Origin of the sequence: Chryseolinea sp. T2 (assembly GCF_037203685.1) — a bacterium.
Classification (GTDB): domain Bacteria; phylum Bacteroidota; class Bacteroidia; order Cytophagales; family Cyclobacteriaceae; genus Chryseolinea.
Map to the genome: position 1 here is coordinate 86,468 of NZ_JBBCAU010000009.1, position 20,829 is coordinate 107,296.

Here is a 20,829-nt window from a genome sequence, read left to right on the forward strand (position 1 = left end):
TAAAGTGACATGAATTGAAAACACTAACTCTGATTTTGCTTTTTGCCACTCACTTGCTTCCTGCGCAAGATTTGAAATGGCACGAGGGATCGGTCGTTCTTGCATCAGGTGAAGTTGTCGTCGGACAAGTGAGCATGATGGCGGGCAGAGATGTTGTACTTCTCAGGCGCGCAACCAACGTTTCAATTCTGCCGAAGGGCGACATCAATCACGGAGCCGACGTGCTGCCCGCTCATAAAGTGCAATCCGTGTTTTATTACGACAAGCAGGACAACGTCAATCGGCGATTTGTCTCTCATGCTGTTCGGCATAACAGCAAAGCGATTCAATTATATGAAATTGTTCTGCAGGGAGGTCTCAATGTTTTGCGCCGTACGCGTTCAACTTCAGATTCAGCCGATGCAGGCGACTTTGATTACTTCGTTGATGCCAGCGGTGCCATCACTCCTCTGTGGAAGTTCTACCGTGACGTTTATCCAGCTCTCGACGAAACGTCAAAACAGCATCTAACTGCCTACGCCAAAGCCAACGGACTTCAGCATGCAGACGAAGCGAACCTGATCAGGATAGTTGGCTACTATAACCAGCTGGTGAGGACTGGCGAGAAGGTTGCGAGAAATTAAGAATTAAGAGTTAAGAATTAGCCACCGGCTGAACGCCGCCGTGTCCACGACCAAAGGTCGTGGACACGCCTGCCCGTTAGGGCGGCGGCTAATTCTTAACTCTTAATTCTTAATTCTTAATTTCTATCTGCCGCACCATACTTTTCCCTACTGACGACTTTTCTGTCCTGATGAGCTGACCGTGCCGGACATGAAAATAGATCATTGACCCAGCCATCAGTCCCGTGCCTGCGATGGATATCAGGTAGCCTGCAGAGATGAAAAAGTCAACCCACGAAAGATCAGCATATCCGAATTCTTTAAAAAAGAGGACTCCGACACTTCCCAAATAACCGAACGAATCAGCCAGGTAGATCAGAAAGCCGACGGTGCCAACGTAGTTGAATGCGGCCAGAAGGCGGTCAAAGAAGATGCTGTTGAAAGGCACATAACCCAGATACAGTCCCAGCCCAATGGCGATCATCCACATCGGAGCGGAAATCATTTGCTGCTGAAATAGAAATGTGCTGACGCCAGTCAGCACCATGCCGAGAATGATGATCAGGTGATTGATCATAAACGCGCGCTGATTATTCTTGATGATCATCAGGCTGCCCATAACTGCGAGCACGATAATCGAGACGGGAATTTCAGTAGTTGTAAATATCTCAGGAGAGTTGCCGTACCCCAACGTTTTCCAGACTTCTGCTGAAAAGTTATCGCGGAAGTCGCGGAACACCGTGAGAAGAATATAGGAAAGCGTGAAGAAGAATATCCCGGGCAGGAAGGTGGTGACGAATTTTTTTCGTTCTTCACCATTCATTGGTTGTCGCTTTGTGCGCAGGCTCTCATCCAATGCAGTAGGGGGCGGTACCTTGTCAAGAAGATATAGAAAAAACAGAAGGGGTAAAGTGAATACGCATGCTGTAGTAAAGGGCATCCACATTTCTGAGACACCCCAGTCACGCATAATGAATCCTCCAACAGATTTGGCAAGGCCGGCAGAGAAGATAAAGCTCACCGACAATCCTGCTCCGAGTACTTCGGTGAAGCGTCGTCCCTCAAGATATCCGAACACCATTCCCCAGACCAATCCGAGGGGAAAGCCGTTAGTAAATAAAAAGATGATATTGTAAGGAGCAGGGATGAGTCCGAACAGGAGCCAGGAAAGGCCCGCCACGGTTACAGTGATTAAAATGCCGGTCGCGCGGGATGTAGCTTTAAGCTCGGATATTACTTTGATCCCCACAAATTTCGCTGCAGCATAACCAATTACCTGAAAGGTGACGAGCCAGACTTTATAACTTATTCCCAGATATTCAATTCCGTCGAATGTCGCGACAGCGAAAGTTTTTCGAAACGCATACACGCTCGTGTACAACGAAAATGCCATTATCGTGGTGAACAGAGCAAACCAGAACCCGTTCGTTTTTTCGAGCCACGTCGTTACGGGCGACTTATGCACTGATGCCATGAGCGTTGAAGGAAACTGGTTGCCATTTGCCTTTGAGCAGTACGTTCAGCTGTTTGAATCCGATATCCAGCAGGAGCTTTGCCACTTCATTAAAACGATTTGTAATATCCGACATGTGATGGGCATCAGAGCTTAACGTTATGGGTACACGCCTGGCGTGCAAACGCTCAAGTATCCACGGACTCGGATACGGAGTTGTCGACTTCTTTTGATAAAGACCCCTGGTATTTACCTCGACGATCGAACCGCTCGCTGCGATAACGTCGATGGTACGGTCGATCTCGTCTGCATACCACGCATCGTTCTCCGAATAGAACTTATTGTCGATGTTCTGGATCTTGATCTTGTCGAGATGGCCGATAACATCGGGAGCCGACATTTGCACCATCTGCCGCGTGAGTTCATAGTATCGTCTGATGACAGCATGTATGTCATTGTTGAAGATGGTGGCCAGCCCATCTAAAAATAAGGTATGCAGGCCGTCAATCTCCCAGGGACGTCCATCGGGAAAAACGTCAACGAAGTGTATGGATCCAATCGTATAGTCGAGGCGTTGCTCGAAGTCGCGGGGAGAAATCACCCCGGGAATGAAATCAATCTCAAGCCCTTTGTACAGTTCAATGTCCTTCGTTGATACCTTTAAGGCATCGACCTCGCTGAGATATTCAGCAAGACGACCAGCTTTCATGCACCAGACACATTCGAACGGAACCGGCGCGTGCGACGAGAATCCCATCGCGGGCATTCCAAGCTCTCGTGCAGCCGCGACATACTCGGGTAATGTACCCTTGCCGTCGCAGTAGTGATTATGCATATGAAAATTCGTCCACATAAAAAGCGGAAAGTTGGTTGCTTAAGGTTGGAAGAAAAAGGGTAATTCGCAACCTTAATGATATGTTAACCAAAACTTGAAAAAGGGTGTGCATTTTCTATTGGATCTTGTGCAGTGGTTAAGCAAGCAGAGCTGTTTATAAGGGGTTTTTAAATGCTAATTTGATATGGATCGTTCAGTTGACATAGCCATTGTTGGCGGAGGTATCGTTGGACTTGCTCATGCCTACATGGCTTTGCGAAAAGGATATCGTGTAGTATTATTTGAAAGAGAACAATTCGCGGTGGGAGCATCAGTTCGGAACTTCGGACTGGTATGGCCGATAGGTCAGGAGCCGGGAGTTATGTTCGACCGCGCGATGCGCAGCCGGAAACACTGGCAGGAGATTGCAGATGCGGCGGGTTTTTGGATTAACAATAATCGCTCGCTGCACCTTGCATATCATGATGACGAGTTGAGCGTGCTCGAGGAGTTTATGAGACTCTATAAGGAAGAGGCGTACGAATGCACTTTGCTGCCAGCCTCAAAGGTCGCGTCCGTATCTCCGGTCGTTAAAGAAGATGGCCTTTTAGGAGGACTGCTGAGCGAAACTGAATCGACAGTTTACGCCCGCGAGGCGATAAGAACTATACCACATTATCTCGTAGAACGATACGGGTTGATTCTTCGCTTTGGACATGTGGTAACTGAAATCACGTTGCCAAATGTTAAAACCGCCCGCGAGACCTGGACTGCACAACGGGTATACGTTTGCAGCGGCGCGGATTTCGAGACACTTTACCCGACGCATTTCGACCAGCACCAGGTAACGAAGTGCAAACTGCAAATGTTGAAGGCCGTTCCTGAGCGACCTGTTAGCATAGGGCCCACGTTGTGCGCCGGACTAACGCTGCGGCACTATGCCGCGTTTTCAAGGTGTAAGTCTCTTCCTGCCCTCGACAAGCGATATGATGCGCTGTCTGAGACGTACAAGCGTCATGGAATCCATGTGCTGCTGGGACAGAATGCCGCCGGCGAACTGATCATTGGTGATTCGCATCATTATAGTCTTACCGTTGAACCGTTCGATCTCGAGCCTGTGACAGACGCCATACTGGACTATCTTTCCACTTTCGCAGAACTTGGCAAACTGACCATCACGGAACGTTGGAATGGTGTATATCCAAAGTTACCAGGCGCAACCGAACTCGTGCTGCATCCTGACGAGAATGTCACTGTCGTTACATGCCTTAGCGGGGCCGGCATGACCCTTAGTTTCGGTCTCGCCGAAGAACACCTTGCCGGATTGTGATTTCGTCGGAGCCCTGACGCGTTCGCCTTGCCGTTGCCGGAAGGGCTAATTATCTTCCCGACGCTATGAAGAAACGGATACTCCTTTTGGCGTCGGCACTCATTTATCTGAATGTTTACGCGCAGCAGCCCGCGGTGGAAAGCCCTCGGGCAAAGGCAAAGAAGACGTTGGCGGGACTTTCGTTGGAGCGTAAAGTTGCCCAGTTGCTTTGTGTGGAGATCTCCGGCGATGCCGCTGCGGATGATCCGCGTATGAAAAACTGGCTGAGCCTGGCGAAGGATCATGGTATAGGCGGATTCGTTATCTATGGAGGCACTGCCCGAAATGCAGCAATGGTTATCAATAAACTTCAGGAAGCCGCTGCTATTCCGATCCTCATCTCTACGGATTTTGAAGGAGGTGCGGGTCAGCAATTCAAGGGAGCGACAGAATTTCCTCCTAACATGGCATTTGCAGCCACGCACAGTGACGACCTGATGAGTAAAGCTGCCCAGGTCATGGCAAAGGAAGGTAGGGCGATAGGCATACACCTTTCGTACACACCTGTGGTTGATGTCACCTTATCAGCCGATAACCCTCAGGAGAGCGGACGTTCTTTTGGAGGTGATCTCTCCCTGATGAATACCATGATCAAAACTTATGTGTCGGCCTATCACAAACAGGGCATGCTGGTTACAGCAAAGCATTTTCCCGGAAGAGGCGACATGAAGGGAGGACCTGCCTATCCATCATTTACTACATTAAATAAGGACATTACCCAACTCGGGAAACAGGAGTTCAACGCATTTAGCCATGCCGTTGCAGCTGGCGTTGACTTTATCATGACGGAGCACATTGCCGTGCCTTCTGTTTCGGGTAACATGCAACCTGCCAGCGTAGAACCTAAACTTGTTAAAGGCATCATTCGCGACAAGCTGAAGTTTAAAGGGATCATCACCACCGACGACCTGTGGTATGAACACGTCGTGTCACGCTTCGGAAAGGACGAAGTAGCCGTTATGGCCATCGAAGCAGGTCACGACATCGTACTCAAACCCAAAGATCCGCTTACTGCTTTGAAGGCCATTACAGACGCTGTTAAGAACGGTCGGATTCCACTCGCACAGATCGACTCCTCTGTGATCAAACTGCTCGTGAAAAAATACGCTATGGGCCTTGGCGAAAAGAAAATCGTCGAAGTTGATAAGCTTGCAGGTATTGTCGGTACACCTGAAAACCTTAAACTGGTACAGGAAGTCGCCGATCGTTCTGTCACCATGCTGAGAAACAATAATGTGCTACCATTAAAGGCAATCAATCCCGCAAAGACGGTTCACATAACAGTGCAGAAGATTGCTGATCAGCCGAACGTGGAGGAATTGAAGCAAACGCTGAGTAAGTCATTCGAGGGAATCCGGCAGTTCAGCATTGTGCCGGGCCAGGATAAAAAGATCTATGGAGAAATTCTGAAGACCGCGTCGGAGGCCGAGCTGGTGATTATCTCTTTATTTGTGCAGCGCGAGCGTCACGTTGATCCGGCGCCACTGTCGCGCGAACTTTCATCAATGCTCGATGGAATGTCTTCTGCTGTTCCCGGAAAAGTCGTGGTGATGTCGTTCGGCAATCCATACCTGATTAACAAGTTACCACATGCGCCCGCATTTTTAGTCGGCTATGGCGAAGGAGGCTTCTACGGAAATCAAACAGTATACTTTAATTCACTCGTGTCCTTATTGAAAGGACAGTTGAAACCCACAGGAAAACTTCCTGTAGCCATCTCTGTTGAGTATCCCATGGGCTTCGGGCTGCAATACAAGAACTAGCTGCCCCGCTGCAGGTACTTGCTTGTTGCCAGATAATTGCCCGTTGCCAGTACTTTTGATTTTTGCTGAAACATTGATGTGGCACTTAACCAGGTTTTCATCAACCTCGTACCCCTTGATGGTATTCTCATTCCAGCGACAGCCAATTCTTAAATTCTTAACTCTTAATTCTTAATTCTCATTAAGTTCCTGTTAACCGACTGCTAATCACGCGTGAATCGTGAAGTTATCGCAATCGCTGTCCAGGCAGAGTTTGTTCATTAGAGTTTCATACTCCATTTCAAACTTAATAGTTGCGTAATGTCATACTAAACCCATCGTCAATCCGAATCACAACCTTCGTGCCCGGATAGCTGTTCCTGTAAGCCCCTTACAAAACAGCATCCACCAACCCAACTATTCCCTAACTCTAAACAATCTATGAGAACACTTTTACTCACGTGTTATCGAAGGCTGATCATTTTTCAGCGGGCGATAGCACCTCTCATCCTCGTCATGGTGTCGTACATGGCGTTGGCTCAAAGTAATGTGACCGGCGTGGTTACATCTGGCGAAGATGGCACACCGCTACCCGGTGTAAACGTGCTTGTTAAAGGCACCAACTCGGGCACGATCACTGATGCCGACGGAAAGTATAACCTCTCCGTTGCAGATCCCAACTCAACACTCGTATTTTCATTCGTCGGTTATCAGGCTCAGGAACTTTTACTGGCAGGAAAGAGCAGTGCCGACATTATTCTGAAAACCGATGCCGCTCAGCTTTCGGAAGTTGTCGTTACGGCATTGGGTATTGAAAGAGATAAATCCAAACTAGGATACGCTGTACAGGACGTGAAAGGTTCTGACCTCGTAAAGGTGCGTGATCCAAACCCGGTGAACAATCTTGCCGGTAAAGTGGCTGGTCTTACAGTAGCCGGTAGCCCCGAACTGCTAGGCAAGCCAACGCTGTTTCTCCGCGGTGTGAAAGATCCATTGTTCGTCGTTGACGGAGTGCCTATTCAATCTGATACCTGGAACATCAGCCCTGACGATATCGAATCCATTACCGTGCTGAAAGGACCGACAGCATCTGCCCTTTATGGATCACGCGGTCAGTTTGGCGCGATACAGATCACGACTAAAAAGGGTACGGCAACTGGTCGCGGCATATCATTTGATTTCAATTCATCTACACTGGTCGACAACGGATTCATTGCCGTGCCTAAAGTTCAAAATGAGTACGGGCCTGGTGACCACGGACGCTATGCATTTGCCGATGGTAAGGGTGGTGGATTGTATGATTCAGACTACGATATCTGGGGACCTAAGTTTGAAGGACAACTCATTCCTCAGTATGATGGCGAGTACACTCCTAATACAGAGTACACAACGAACTTCCCCGGCGGGGCAACATTCACAGGCAACGTGAAGCCTACACCATGGACAGCTCGCGGTACAGACAACCTGCAGCGATTCCTTCGTCCTGGTGTTACGACAGTGAACAGCATTGGTGTTGCAGCATCCGGTGAAAACTATGATCTGCGTTTTTCAACAACCTACTCATATCAGCAGGGTATTGTTCCCAACACTCAGCTGAGCTCCAACAACTTTAATATCAGCGCTGGCGTCGACCTGACGAAGAAGCTGAGATTTGAATCCAACATCAACTATAACTATCAATACACTGATAATATTCCCGACGTAAACTACGGCCCGAACAGTTTGATCTATAACATGATCATCTGGGGTGGCGCCGACTGGGATGTGGATGACATGCGCAACTACTGGCAGAAGGGTAAGGAGGGTATTCAGCAGATCTATGCCGACTACACCCGCTACAACAACCCATGGTTCATGGCGGAAGAATGGCTGCGCAGTCACTACAAGAACGATGTATACGGTTACATGAAGCTCAACTACGAGATCATGCCAGGCCTGACATTAATGGGCAGAACCCAGATCAACTCTTATGAAGTCCTCAGAACGGAGAAGTTTCCTTACTCAGCCACATCCTATGATCGCGAGCAGGCAAAGGGCGACTATCGTGAAGACAAGCGTAAGCTGATGGAGAACAACACAGACTTCATGCTCAGCTACGCTAAGGATGTTACGCCGACGTTTCACCTCAATGCATCACTGGGTGGAAACCTCAGAACATTCAGCTACCGGTCGAGCTATGCTACAACAGATTACCTGAACGTTCCCGGCTGGTATAACCTGGCCAACTCACTGAATCCTGTGAAGTCATACAACTTCTATGCGCCGATGCAGGTACTGAGTGGTTATGGTTATGTGGATATGTCTTATCGCGACTTCCTCAACTTCTCGGTAACAGGTCGTGTCGACAAACATTCTGCACTTCCTCAAAATAAGAACACTTATTTCTATCCCTCCGCTTCAGCAAGTGTTGTACTGACGGAAGCATTTAAATTACCTGCGGTGTTCTCTTACCTCACAGTTCGCGGATCATGGGCTAAAGTCGGAAGCGCAGAGCCACTTACGCAGAAAGAAATCGGTCCAATTCCATCAGTGAGCATGACCGACAATCCTCTGGGATACGGCAGCACTTACAACTCGCCTTACGATGGTCCGAACTATCAAAACTCACCAGTATACAGCACATCACTTCGTTATAATTTCACGCCGGCGGCTTCATACACCGACAAGATCACGAACCTGAATCTTGAACCAAGCTTCAGTTCTGCATGGGAAACCGGCGTTGATTTGAAAGTACTTGATGGACGCCTCGGAGCTGACGTTACCTATTTTGAAAGTCTTGACGGACCAGGTATCTATGAACTGCCTATTTCCGAAGCATCAGGATATACCAAAGCGCTGGTAAACGGAATCAAGACGCAGCGGCGTGGTTGGGAAATTATTCTTAAGGGCACACCGTTCTCAAACCCTCAGGCATTTAGCTGGGACGTTACTGTCAACTGGTCTACCTATCGTGAATACATCAAGGAGGTTTACCCTGAAAGCAACATCGTCAACTATGATAACTTCAGGCAGGTGGGCGAACGCATCGATCAATACTGGGGAACCGGATTAGTGCGCACTCCCGACGGCGTGGTAGTCAATACGGCCGATGGCAGACCAATTCCACTCACATCGCTCAATGGCAACTCCAGAACATTCCTGGGCTATACTAACCCAGACTGGACGTGGGGTATCAACAATCGTCTTAGCTACAAGAACATATCGCTTAGCTTCCTGTTTGACGGACGCGTTGGAGGTGTGATTTCAGATTACATTCAACAGCAAACATTCCGCGGTGGTCGTCATATCGAAACCGTTCAGGGTGAAATGGGCGATGCAAGATATCAGGACTATATCGGTGTGAAATCTTTTGTCGGCCCTGGTGTACAGGTAACAAGCGGTACTCCGAAAGTTGATAACGAAGGTCACATCACCAACATGAATGAGCTTACGTTTGCGCCAAACACAACACCGACATTCCTTCAGGACTGGATCAGCCGCAACTACAATACAAACGAGCAAAACATCATCAGCAGAACCTTCGCCAAGCTTCGTGAAGTGTCTGTAACATACAATTTCCCTTCCAAGACTCTCGAACGCACTTTCATGAAGCGTGCCAGTGTATCCCTGGTGGGAAGAAATCTGTTGTATTTCGCCGAGAAGAAGGACATTGATATCGAACAATACGGTAACTATCTCACGCCTGGTTCCGGATTGCAGACGCCATCCATGCGCCGCTATGGTATCAACATCAACTTTACTTTCTAACACCTGAACGAAATTCAATTATGAATCTTATAAAGAAATCTTTGACATTAATCCTCGTGCTGACGGTGCTTGCCGCCTGCAAGGATTTCGAAGAGTTGGAAAAAAATCCAAACCGTCCGACTGAGGTTCCTGCATCTCTGTTGCTCAACGGCGCCTTGAACGATCTGTTCGAAGACTCATGGACAGACGCTCAACGTCAGAACCAATACTGGTGCTGCAACTATAACTACTATGGTACGAATGAATATTGGGCTTCAGCAACACTCAGCTACATGACGTTGAAAAACGTTCAGAAGATGGAGGATGAAGCATTACGTGTGGGTGCTCCTGAAGTCAATTCTTATTCAGCGATCGGAAAATATCTTCGCGCTGTTTTCTTCGTACGTATGTCACAACGCGTTGGGGATGTGCCTTTGTCCGAAGCGTTGCAGGGTCTCGAGAATCCTGCACCCGCGTATGATTCTCAAAAGGACGTATACGTGCAGGTACTGAATTGGCTCGATGAAGCTAACAACGAACTTGCGTCTCTCATCGCGGCCAGCGATAATTCACTTGCAGGGGATATCTATTTCAACAACGACCTTAAGAAATGGCAAAAGGCAGTCAACACACTTAAGATTCGCGTGCTTATCAGCCTTAGCAAGAAAAACAGCGACTCATCACTTGGCGTTGCTCAGAAATTTGCTGAAACGCTTGCAAACCCGTCAAAGTATCCTTTGATGGCGGGCCTCGAAGACAACATGGAGTATCGCTTCAACGGTACGTCTAACCTGTACAATACAAATCCCGGAAGCCGCGGTTTCGACAAGGGCAGGTACAATATGGCTGAGACACTGATCAAGGGTCTGACCGACCTTAAAGATCCACGTGTATATCTTTTCGCCAATCCTGCTGAAAAGAAAATTGCCGGTGGTATCGATCCCAAAGACTTCGCCGCTTATATCGGTGCTCCATCTGGTGAAAGCCTCGATGACATGACTTTCAAGGCCGGTAATGGCGAGTACTCTTTTGCGAACCAGAAGCGTTACTACACGACCTTCACCGGTCCCGAGCCAACCATTCAGTTGGGATATCCCGAACTGTGCTTTAATATCGCAGAAGGCTTGAACCGCGGATGGGCCACAGGCAGTGCTGAAGAATGGTATAACAAGGGCATCGTTTCATCCATGAGGTTCTTTGGACTGGAGGACGGAACAACAGTCGAAATCACAGAGCCCGACGCTGACGAAGTTCTGGCTACTGCGACAATTTCTGTAACCAACTACATGGCGCAGCCATCTGTAAAGTATGCCGGTAATAATAACGATGGTCTGAAACAAATCATCACACAGAAGTATCTGGCGTTCTTCCAGAACTCCGGTCAGGAAGCGTATTTCAACTATCGTCGCACCGGGTTCCCGGTATTTGATGAAGGACCTGGAACAGGCAATGGAGGTCACATTCCGCGCCGTTGGTTGTATCCACTTTCTGAGGCAACGAATAACACAACGAATTACAACGATGCTCTTACGCGTCAGTTTGGATCGACTGTCGATGACCTGGATAGCGAACTTTGGCTGAACCAATAGCCATGGAGTTGCGGGCTGCAGAGTGGTTGCTGCGGCCCCTTTTCTTTATCTGTTGGATATAGCGATAACCGACCGTCGGTAAAACAAAAAAATAGAAAACTATGCACAGAATACTGATTCTTGCCATCTGCCTTTTCGCAACTCCATCATTCGCGCAAAAGACCAAAACTCAAAATGTCATTCTTGTTACTCTGGATGGCATGCGCTGGCAGGAAGTCTTTGGCGGCGCCGACTCGACATACATGAAACAGCAGCAGCACCTGAAGGACGGAAAACTGAAAGAGAAATATTGGCGCGACGACTTGCAGGCGAGGAGAGAGGCACTGTTTCCATTCCTATGGACAACGGTAGCAAAGCAAGGCCAGCTTTATGGTAATCGTAATGCAGGCAGTCTTGCCAACGTCACCAACAATCAATGGTTCTCGTATCCCGGCTACAATGAAATTCTAACGGGCAGGGCAGACGATGCGCGCGTTAACTCCAATGACAAATTCTACAATCCGAATCAGAACGTGCTGGAGTTTATTCATAGCAAGCCTGGCTTTTCGGGTAAGGTAGCTGCATTTACCTCGTGGGATGTGTTCCCTTACATAATAAACGACAAGCGTAACAACATCCTGGTTAGCGCCGGCCTGGTAACGGCGACTAAGTCACCGAACGATACAGAGAAGTTGCTGAACAAACTGATGGGCTCAGTGCCCAATCCGCTGGGTGACGTGAGGCTGGATGCCTTTACATTTAATTATGGGATGGAATATATGAAGCGTAACAAACCGCGCGTCATGTACTTTGCATTTGATGAGACGGACGATTTTGCACACGGCGGCGAATACGGTGCTTATTTGAATTCTGCGCATGCTACAGATGCCAGTCTCGCAGAGCTTTGGAACTTCGTACAAAGTGATCCTGCATACAAGGGAACAACAACTTTGATCGTAACTGTTGATCACGGACGCGGCCCAACTACCGAGGATTGGAAACATCACGGTATAAAGGTGGCAGGCGCAGACCAGATCTGGCTGGCCATCATTGGCCCGGATAGCCAGGCCGTTGGCGAAGTTAAATCAGGACAGATCTATCAAAAACAGGTAGCGCAGACAATTGCCTCACTTCTTGGCTTGAACTTTAAATCAGATCCGGGGCAGGGTGACGCAATTGCAATTAAGAATTAAGAGTTAAGAATTAGCCACCGCCCTAACGGGCAGGCACGGCCACGACCTTTGGTCGTGAACCCGGCGGCGTTCAGCCGGTGGCTAATTCTTAACTCTTAATTCTTAATTAGCTGTTGTATTTGCTCATCGTCGGACCCAGCCCCGCCGTACAGTAGGAGAGGATCATCTCATTCGCTCTCCCGATTATTTCAGGCAACTGTTTAAACTCCTCCTGGCTGAAGTTGCTGAGCACGTAATCCACCTGGCGGCCTTTAGCGTAGTTGTCACCCACGCCGACGCGGAGACGCGCATAGTCCTGTCCGTTGAGTAACTCTTCGATGTTCTTAAGTCCATTGTGACCTGCAGAGCTGCCCTTGCCTCGCATACGCAAACTTCCGAATGGTAGTGCAATTTCATCTACTACAACGAGCAGGTTCTCTTTGCTGATCTTCAACTCCTGCAACCAGTAGGCTATTGCTTTACCACTCAGGTTCATGTACGTGGTGGGCTTGATAAGATGAATGGATCTTCCCTTGTGCCTGATTTCAGTGTACGATGCGAGGCGCTCAGTTGTGAAGTCCGTCTTGTGCATATCTGCAAGCTGATCGAGCACCAGGAATCCAGCGTTGTGTCGCGTCAGTTCATACTCTGGACCAATGTTTCCCAGCCCGGCAATCAGGTATTTCATCTCTATGATTTTTCAACTTGCAATATAATTAAACAAAAGAGGCTGCCCTTTTGGACAGCCTCCTGTTATTGATATCAGGTAATACTTACTTCTTACCTTCTTCTTTCTTAGCAGGCTCAGCCTTCTTTGCATCACCGGCAGCTGGAGCAGCACCTTCAGCAGGAGTTGCAGCAGCAGCTTCTTCTGCAGCAAGCTTGGCAGCGCGGGGAACTTCAACTACGGCAACAGATGCCTGTTTCGGATCCATAAATTCAAGGCCCTGATATTTGATGTCAGAAACTTTGATGGCGTGGTGGAAGTCGAGTTCAGCAACGTCTACATCGATGTGATCAGGCATATCCTTAGGGAAGCCCAATACTTTCAATGATGAGCGCTTCTGTACAAGTGTTCCGCCTTTAGACACACCAGGAGCCTGGCCAACCAGTCGCGCAGGAATGTTCATCTTGATCTTGCGGTCTTCAGAGATACGGAGGAAGTCAGCATGGAGGATGACTTCGCTAACAGGATGGAATTGAACCTCCTGCAGGATTGCCTGGAACTCTTCGCCTTCGATGTTCAGGTGAACGAAGTGTGCTTCGTTCGTGTAAACGATCTCGCGGAAAAGGATCATTGGTGAATAGAAGTGAATCTGATTGTCACCTCCGTAAAGTACGCATGGAACATTTCCATCGTCGCGAAGGGTCTGTGAACCAGTCTTACCGAGATTTGCTCTTCGATACCCTATAATCTCAATAGTTTTCATAATTGTTTATTGATTTATTAAATGATTACAACTTAATGAACAGCGAACTGATCGATTCATTATCGTGAATCTTCCGGATCGCCTTTGCGTACAAAGTAGAAACGGTAAGCACCTTAATCTTTGATGCCTGTTGCTTCAAAGGAATCGTGTCGCTTACAGCTACTTCTTCTAGGGCTGAGTTCTCAATGTTCTCATACGCCTTGCCTGAAAGCACAGCATGCGTACACACTGCCCGTACAGACTTGGCGCCTTTCTCCTTCAACAGCGAAGCAGCTTTGCAAATCGTACCCGCTGTATCGATAAGGTCATCAACCAGCACCACATCTTTGCCTTCCACTTCACCGATAAGACGCATCGACTCTATCTTGTTCGCTTCTTTACGGAACTTATCGCAGACTGCGAGCTCTGCATCGAAGTACTTTGCAAACTGACGTGCGCGCTTGATTCCACCAACATCGGGCGAAGCAAACATGATATCAGGCAGGCTAAGTGACTTCAGATACGGAACGAAGATGTATGAACCGTCAAGGTGGTCAACGGGAATGTCGAAGAATCCCTGGATCTGATCAGCGTGAAGATCACATGCCATGATACGCGTCGCACCGGCGGCAGAAATCAGATTCGCGATCAGCTTCGCCGCGATAGCAACCCGGGGCTTGTCCTTCCTGTCCTGGCGCGCGTATCCAAAGTAGGGGATAACAACGTTGATGCTGGAGGCGCTCGCGCGTTTTGCCGCATCCACCATCAGGAGTAACTCCATCAGGTTGTCGGCAGGAGCAAACGTCGATTGAATGAGGAATACCTCGTGACCACGCACAGACTCAGCAATGAATGGCGACATTTCACCGTCACTGAACTGCTGGTAGTTCACTTCCCCTAAAGGCTCGCCATAAGCGTTGGCGATCTTTTCTGCGAGGTAAGCAGTTGCCCGTCCACTGAAAATCTTAACAGACATGTTCTTAAGGTTATCCTCCTGTTCGCATTACAAACGCTAACGCAGCATTCCGTAACTAACGAAAGAATCCCGCATTGCGGGATTCTTATTTTAGTTGTCCGACCAGGGCTCGAACCTGGACTTTCCTGAATCAAAATCAGGCGTGTTGCCAGTTACACCATCGGACAAAATTCCCACTTGCGGTGGGGGCAACCATTTTGGGCTTGCAAATGTAGAACTATTCTCGAAAAATCTGAATCTCCAGACCTGTTTTATGGCAAAATGAAGAATAATCACCGAACACGTTTGCGCCCGCTGAAGTGAACCCTAATCGCGTTTTTACCAACCTTCGCGGCCAGGTCTTTCAGGGTCGGAACGGTAGTACAAATGCCGCATTTCATTCGCGGCGGCCCTGACACGATGCACCACTTCAGCATACCAACGGTGGCCCTGCACATTGACTATGGCGACATCAACCGAACTTAAAGTGTGGGAAAGCAAAGCCGCAGTCTCCCCTGCCTCGGAATTAACCCAGCTATAGTCACCAAGTCATCAAAATAAAACCATAGCAAGCGTTCCGAACTTTCAAATCAACGCACCTCCCGAAAACTCTAAAACTCCCAAACCTCCCGACCCTGCATTTTATTCGCGCGGCGGCCCTGCACGATGTACTTCTTTAGCATACCCACGGCTGCCTTGCACATTTGACAGCACACATCATCCGAACTTAAAGTGTGGGGAAAGCAAAGCCGCAGTCTCCCATGCCTGCGGCGCTCCGCGCTGCCTCGGAATTAACCCAGCTATAGTCACCAAGTCATCAAAATAAAACCATAGCAAGCGTTCCGAACTTTCAAATCAACGCACCTCCCGAAAACTCTAAAACTCCCAAACCTCCCGACCCTGCATTTTATTCGCGCGGCGGCCCTGCACCATGTACTTCTTTAGCATACCCACGGCTGCCTTGCACATTTGACAGCGACATCATCCGAACTTAAAGTGTGGGAAAGCAAAGCCGCAGTCTCCTCTGCCTCGGAATTAACCCAGCTATAGTCACCAAGTCATCAAAATAAAACCCTAGCAAGCGTTCAAGAACTTTCAAATCAACGCACCTCCCGAAAACTCTAAAACTCCCAAACCTCCCGACCCTGCATTTTATTCGCGCGGCGGCCCTGCACGATGTACTTCTTTAGCATACCCACGGCTGCCTTGCACATTTGACAGCACACATCATCCGAACTTAAAGTGTGGGGAAAGCAAAGCCGCAGTCTCCCATGCCTGCGGCGCTCCGCGCTGCCTCGGAATTAACCCAGCTATAGTCACCAAGTCATCAAAATAAAACCCTAGCAAGCGTTCCGAACTTTCAAATCAACGCACCTCCCGAAAACTCTAAAACTCCCTTTCCTCCCGACCCTGCATTTTATTCGCGGCGGCCCTGCACGTCAACTACAGCACCCATCATCCGAACTTAAAGTGTGGGAAAGCAAAGCCGCAGTCTCCCCTGCGGCGCTCCGCGCCGCCTCGGAATTAACCCAGCTATAGTCACCTAGATTTTCGATCCAGGTAATAGCATTCTACCGAGAACTAAAACTGGCCCAAAATAAAACGGGCGACCTCGCCGAGACCGCCCGTAATTTCTATGTGCCTGCTTAAGCTGCAGCAGGTCGCTTGTCTACATATCTTTCTCAGCAGCCGTTGCTGTCGCGCCTTCCATAAAGCCCTCAGCCCAGAACCTGTACTTATCCAGGATCGAAATAACTGCATTACGCAAGTGCCGCGTGTTATTGAAGTCGATAGAACCGTACTGCGTCGTGGCATATCCCTGCCAGATCGAACGGTTTTGACGACGATCATAGAACTGAATAAGAAGTGTACCCGTATTCAGATTAAACTTTTGCTGATCGTAGGTCACGTTCTCGTTTTGTGTCTTCACCCATTCTTCAATGTCCGGCTGCGAGTAGCCATTGAACTTAAGGCTGTCAGAAAACATCTTGAAACCAATAATCAGATGTGGCTTGTTCGGATTTTGGCGATAACCAAGGAACTTCATCCGAGCGATGATCGATTTCTCGATCACTTCGTTCGTCATGGTCGAGTCTGCAGGTCCTGCAGGCCGCATGATATCGTACGTACGATATTTTTTGAAGTTACCCTTGTAACTGTAATCATATTCCACAGGTAATTCTTTGTATCCAAGACAGGATGCAAAAAGTACAGCGAGGAGGAGGATAGGGAACAATCGTTTCATGCCATCAACATTTACCGAGATGAATATAGAACTATTCAATCGTCGGAACAAACTGTCATGACAACCTTTTGTTTCAAAACCTCATGAATGGTTCACAACCCACGCTCTCGCGTTGACGAACGGTTCGATCCATGGAGAAATGGAATCCGCCTTTCGCTCACGTGGATAATATCCCCAGTTCCATGGGTAGAGTGATCTCTCGAGGTGAGGCATAATCGCCAGGTGACGACCATCATGCGACGCCAGTGCAGCAACGGCAAAGTCCGACTCATTCGGATTGCCCGGATATTCCGACTGCGAATAAAGGGCCGCGATTTGAAACTGCGTTCTGTCTTCAGGCAGGGAAAATCTGCCCTCGCCGTGCGCCACCCAAACACCGAGACGGGCTCCGGCCATAGACTGAAGCATCACAGAGTTGTTCTGAGGAATGGTCACATTAAGGAACGTTGATTCAAATTTCCTCGAACCATTATGGTGCATATGAGGATGATTTGTCCATTTCGGATATAGCAGGCCGAGCTCCATCATCAGCTGGCATCCGTTACAGACACCGAGGCTCAAAGTGTCCGGCCTTTTATAAAAATTGTCCAGGGCTTCCTTCGCGCGTGGATTGTAAAGGAATGCTCCGGCCCAACCCTTGGCCGACCCTAATACATCCGAATTTGAAAAGCCTCCCACGAACACGATCATATTCACGTCGCTGAAATCCTCACGGCCGGCAACGAGATCTGTCATGTGAACATCCTTCACGTCAAATCCTGCCAGGTAGAGCGCATAGGCCATTTCACGATCTCCATTCACGCCTTTTTCCCGTACTATGGCTGCCTTAACACCCGATGGCTTACGGCGATGTGGATCTATTCCAAACGTGCCGAACTTGCCATCAAACTTCGCGGGGAAGGCATATTCAAGGGCCTGGTGCTTATAATTCGCGTAGCGCTTTTCAGCATGAACGAGTGATCGCTGCCTGGAATCCAGAAGGAAAGAAGTCTTGTACCAGACATCTCTAAGTTTATCTATATCAAAGTTAAGCTGCCTGCCGGAGTGACTCAGCGCGATTGAGCGTTGAGTGGTAACCTTACCCAAAACCAGGAACGGAACGTCTGCTGCCTTAAGGGCTTTCACGGCGGCCTTTTCGTCCTTCACCTGTATCAGTACGGCCGGGTTCTCGCTGAACAAAACCTTTACGAGATCATTTCCAAGGGCGTCGAGATTCAGGGAAAGACCGACCGATGGCTCTGCAAAACAGAGCTCAAGCAATGCTGTTATCAATCCACCGGCGGAAACGTCGTGCCCCGCTGATATCTGACTGGCCGATATAAGTTGCTGCACAGCGGCAAATGCTCTCGCGAAATGTCCAGCGTCGAGGGCTGAAGGTACTTCGCCACCGATGCGATTCACTACCTGTGAAAGTGCACTTCCACCAAGCTTTAGTGAGTCCTGAGAAAAGTCTATGTATAGGAGTGAAGTGTTGGCAACGGGTGCCAGCACAGGATATACTGTCTTTGTAATGTCGCCGGCCTCAGCCACTGCTGATATGATTACTGTTCCGGGCGAATAAACGACTTCATTGTCTGGATATTTTTGAGTCATCGACAACGAGTCCTTTCCTGTTGGAATGTTGATCCCAAGCGCGATGGCAAATTCACTCACAGCCTGCACCGCCTGATAAAGTCTCGCGTCTTCTCCCTTGTTTTTTGACGGCCACATCCAGTTGGCGCTCAGCGAAACACCTTTCAGTCCGTGTGTAAGTGGCGTCCAGAGGAGGTTGGTCAGCGACTCTGCAATCGCCAGCTTGCTGCCTGCAACGGGGTCGATAAGCGCAGGCACAGGTGCATGGCCGATGGCCGTTGCTATGCCCTTGTTGCTTACAAAATCGAGTGCCATAACAGCCACGTTGCTGAGCGGCAACTGAAGTGGCCCGCACGTCTGCTGTGCTGCAACCTTTCCCGTAACAGAACGGTCAACCTTATTCGTCAGCCAGTCTTTGCAGGCAACAGATTCCAGTTGAAGAACCTGCTCCAGGTATTCGTTTATCTTCGACTCGTCGTATGCACCTTCTTTGAACGCAACGGTCACGCTATTGTCTGTGATGACAGTCTTCGGCGACGAACCAAAGAGATCCTCCATGTTCAGATCAACGGGACTCTTTTTGCTTCCATTCTGAGCAAACACCAGTTTGTGATCCCCGGTCGCTTGTCCGACTACATACATCGGAGCACGTTCCCGTTCCGACACCTTCTTCAAAGTATCAAGCGCAGCATCACCTATGGCAAGGCCCATGCGCTCCTGCGATTCGTTGCTGATAATTTCCTTTGCCGAAAGAGTAGGGTCACCAACCGGCAACTTTCCTATCTCGATCGCTCCGCCTGTTTCCTCCAGCAGCTCCGATAAGCAGTTGAGATGTCCACCCGCTCCGTGGTCATGGATGGATACAATGGGATTCGTATCCGACTCTGCCATTGCCCGTATGGCGTTCATCACACGCTTCTGCATCTCGGGGTTTGAACGCTGAATGGCGTTGAGCTCGATAGCATTACCATACTCTCCGGTAGCAACCGAAGACACAGCACCACCACCCATTCCAATGCGGTAGTTATCTCCGCCCAGCAGTACAATCTTATCGCCAGGCGCCAAATGTTCTTTCTTGCTGTCCTTCTCTTTTCCGTATCCAATGCCTCCGGCAAGCATGATCACCTTATCGAATCCGAATTTCTTATCAGCTTCAAAATGCTCGAACGTAAGGACCGAGCCGCCAATGAGCGGCTGACCAAACTTGTTGCCAAAGTCAGAGGCGCCATCAGACGCCTTTATAAGAATTTCCTCCGGTGATTGATATAACCACTTTCTCGCAGGCAGGTTCTTCTCCCAGGGACGGCCATTGTCAAGTCTTGGATAGGAAGTAATGTACACAGCTGTTCCTGCAAGCGGAAGCGAACCCTTACCACCTGCGAGGCGATCGCGGATCTCCCCGCCGGAACCGGTAGCTGCTCCGTTGAAGGGCTCTACAGTCGTCGGAAAGTTATGCGTTTCTGCTTTAACCGAGATCACTGAATCGATATCCTGAACGCGGAAATAGTCCGCTATGTCCTGTCTCGCAGGTGCAAACTGCTCGATCCGCGGACCCTTGATGAATGCAACGTTGTCCTTATACGCAGACACGAGAAAATTCGGATTCTCTTTCGATGTCTTCTTGATCAGTTGAAATAATGTAAGCTCCTGCTCTTTACCATCAATCACAAAAGTTCCGTTGAAGATTTTGTGGCGGCAATGCTCTGAATTCACCTGAGAAAAACCGAACACCTCACTGTCGGTTAACTTGCGTCCGCGCTTGCTGGCAACATCGTTCAGATACGATATTTCTTCTGCACTGAGGGCAAGACCATGCTGACGGCTGTAAGCACCGATATCATCAACCTCGACGATAGGCTCTGGTGTATGCTGGATTGTGAAAACATCCTGATCAAGAACTGTGTAATACACCTGGAGCATCCGATCGTATTTTACATCGGGACGCGGAACAATTTCAAACTCCTCAATACGGCGTATTCCGGCGATACCCATAGTCTGAGTAATCTCCACAGCATTCGTACTCCAGGGTGTGATCATTTCTTTGCGAGGCCCAACGAAGTGTCCCTCAATACGCTTTTCAGTAAGCAATTCCGCGGTGTGAAAGAGCCAGGTGAGTTTCTGAATGTCCTGGGTCTCAAGCTGCTGTTCTACATCAACGGCGTAAATGGTGTTGGCCTTTGAACGGAAGAATATGATCATGAT

Annotated in this window: 13 protein-coding genes and 1 tRNA gene; 6 read left to right on the forward strand and 8 right to left on the reverse strand. The window is 48.9% G+C overall.

Going from position 1 to position 20,829, the window contains the following annotated elements:
* Positions 1 to 14: 14 nt before the first annotated feature.
* On the forward strand, positions 15 to 623 hold the full coding sequence (locus WBG78_RS25265; RefSeq protein WP_337329298.1) for a hypothetical protein: 609 nt from the start codon (positions 15 to 17) through the stop codon (positions 621 to 623).
* 109 nt (positions 624 to 732) lie between these two features.
* Here WBG78_RS25265 and WBG78_RS25270 read toward each other — a convergent pair whose 3' ends face one another.
* Both WBG78_RS25270 and WBG78_RS25275 read right to left on the reverse strand, forming a co-directional pair.
* Positions 733 to 2,076, reverse strand: a complete 1,344-nt coding sequence (locus tag WBG78_RS25270) for a DUF5690 family protein (RefSeq protein WP_337329299.1) — start codon at positions 2,074 to 2,076, stop codon at positions 733 to 735.
* Positions 2,060 to 2,890, reverse strand: a complete 831-nt coding sequence (locus WBG78_RS25275; RefSeq protein WP_337329300.1) for a histidinol-phosphatase — start codon at positions 2,888 to 2,890, stop codon at positions 2,060 to 2,062. Before WBG78_RS25275 ends, WBG78_RS25270 begins: the two co-directional genes overlap by 17 nt.
* A 184-nt stretch (positions 2,891 to 3,074) precedes the next feature.
* Here WBG78_RS25275 and WBG78_RS25280 point away from each other — a divergent pair, with 184 nt between their 5' ends.
* From WBG78_RS25280 to WBG78_RS25300, 5 genes are all read left to right on the forward strand, one after another.
* Positions 3,075 to 4,199 carry a TIGR03364 family FAD-dependent oxidoreductase gene (locus WBG78_RS25280; protein ID WP_337329301.1) on the forward strand — a complete coding sequence of 375 codons (1,125 nt, stop codon included), beginning with the start codon at positions 3,075 to 3,077 and terminating at the stop codon, positions 4,197 to 4,199.
* A 65-nt stretch (positions 4,200 to 4,264) separates the two neighbouring features.
* Positions 4,265 to 6,001: a glycoside hydrolase family 3 protein gene (locus WBG78_RS25285; protein WP_337329302.1), complete on the forward strand. Its 1,737-nt coding sequence runs from the start codon at positions 4,265 to 4,267 to the stop codon at positions 5,999 to 6,001.
* A 420-nt stretch (positions 6,002 to 6,421) separates the two neighbouring features.
* Complete coding sequence (locus WBG78_RS25290; RefSeq protein WP_337329303.1) at positions 6,422 to 9,727, forward strand: SusC/RagA family TonB-linked outer membrane protein; 3,306 nt, start codon at positions 6,422 to 6,424, stop codon at positions 9,725 to 9,727.
* A gap of 20 nt (positions 9,728 to 9,747) precedes the next feature.
* Positions 9,748 to 11,295, forward strand: a complete 1,548-nt coding sequence (locus WBG78_RS25295) for a SusD/RagB family nutrient-binding outer membrane lipoprotein (protein WP_337329304.1) — start codon at positions 9,748 to 9,750, stop codon at positions 11,293 to 11,295.
* Positions 11,296 to 11,396: 101 nt separating this feature from the next.
* Positions 11,397 to 12,467 (forward strand): alkaline phosphatase family protein, encoded by a 1,071-nt coding sequence (locus WBG78_RS25300; protein WP_337329305.1) that lies wholly within the window; start codon positions 11,397 to 11,399, stop codon positions 12,465 to 12,467.
* Positions 12,468 to 12,573: 106 nt separating this feature from the next.
* Here WBG78_RS25300 and pth read toward each other — a convergent pair whose 3' ends face one another.
* The 6 genes from pth to purL form a co-directional block, all read right to left on the reverse strand.
* Positions 12,574 to 13,134, reverse strand: coding sequence for an aminoacyl-tRNA hydrolase (pth, locus tag WBG78_RS25305; RefSeq protein WP_337329306.1), 561 nt, complete (start codon positions 13,132 to 13,134; stop codon positions 12,574 to 12,576).
* An 85-nt stretch (positions 13,135 to 13,219) separates the two neighbouring features.
* Positions 13,220 to 13,876 carry a 50S ribosomal protein L25/general stress protein Ctc gene (locus WBG78_RS25310; protein ID WP_337329307.1) on the reverse strand — a complete coding sequence of 219 codons (657 nt, stop codon included), beginning with the start codon at positions 13,874 to 13,876 and terminating at the stop codon, positions 13,220 to 13,222.
* Between the two features lie 25 nt (positions 13,877 to 13,901).
* The gene (locus WBG78_RS25315; protein ID WP_337329308.1) at positions 13,902 to 14,831 is read right to left on the reverse strand and encodes a ribose-phosphate pyrophosphokinase; all 930 of its coding nucleotides are present in this window, start codon (positions 14,829 to 14,831) and stop codon (positions 13,902 to 13,904) included.
* A gap of 94 nt (positions 14,832 to 14,925) precedes the next feature.
* A tRNA-Gln gene (locus WBG78_RS25320) sits at positions 14,926 to 14,998 on the reverse strand.
* A 1,481-nt stretch (positions 14,999 to 16,479) separates the two neighbouring features.
* Positions 16,480 to 17,055 carry a DUF4136 domain-containing protein gene (locus tag WBG78_RS25325; RefSeq protein ID WP_337329309.1) on the reverse strand — a complete coding sequence of 192 codons (576 nt, stop codon included), beginning with the start codon at positions 17,053 to 17,055 and terminating at the stop codon, positions 16,480 to 16,482.
* Between the two features lie 81 nt (positions 17,056 to 17,136).
* On the reverse strand, positions 17,137 to 20,826 hold the full coding sequence (gene purL, locus WBG78_RS25330; protein ID WP_337329310.1) for a phosphoribosylformylglycinamidine synthase: 3,690 nt from the start codon (positions 20,824 to 20,826) through the stop codon (positions 17,137 to 17,139).
* Positions 20,827 to 20,829: the final 3 nt, after the last annotated feature.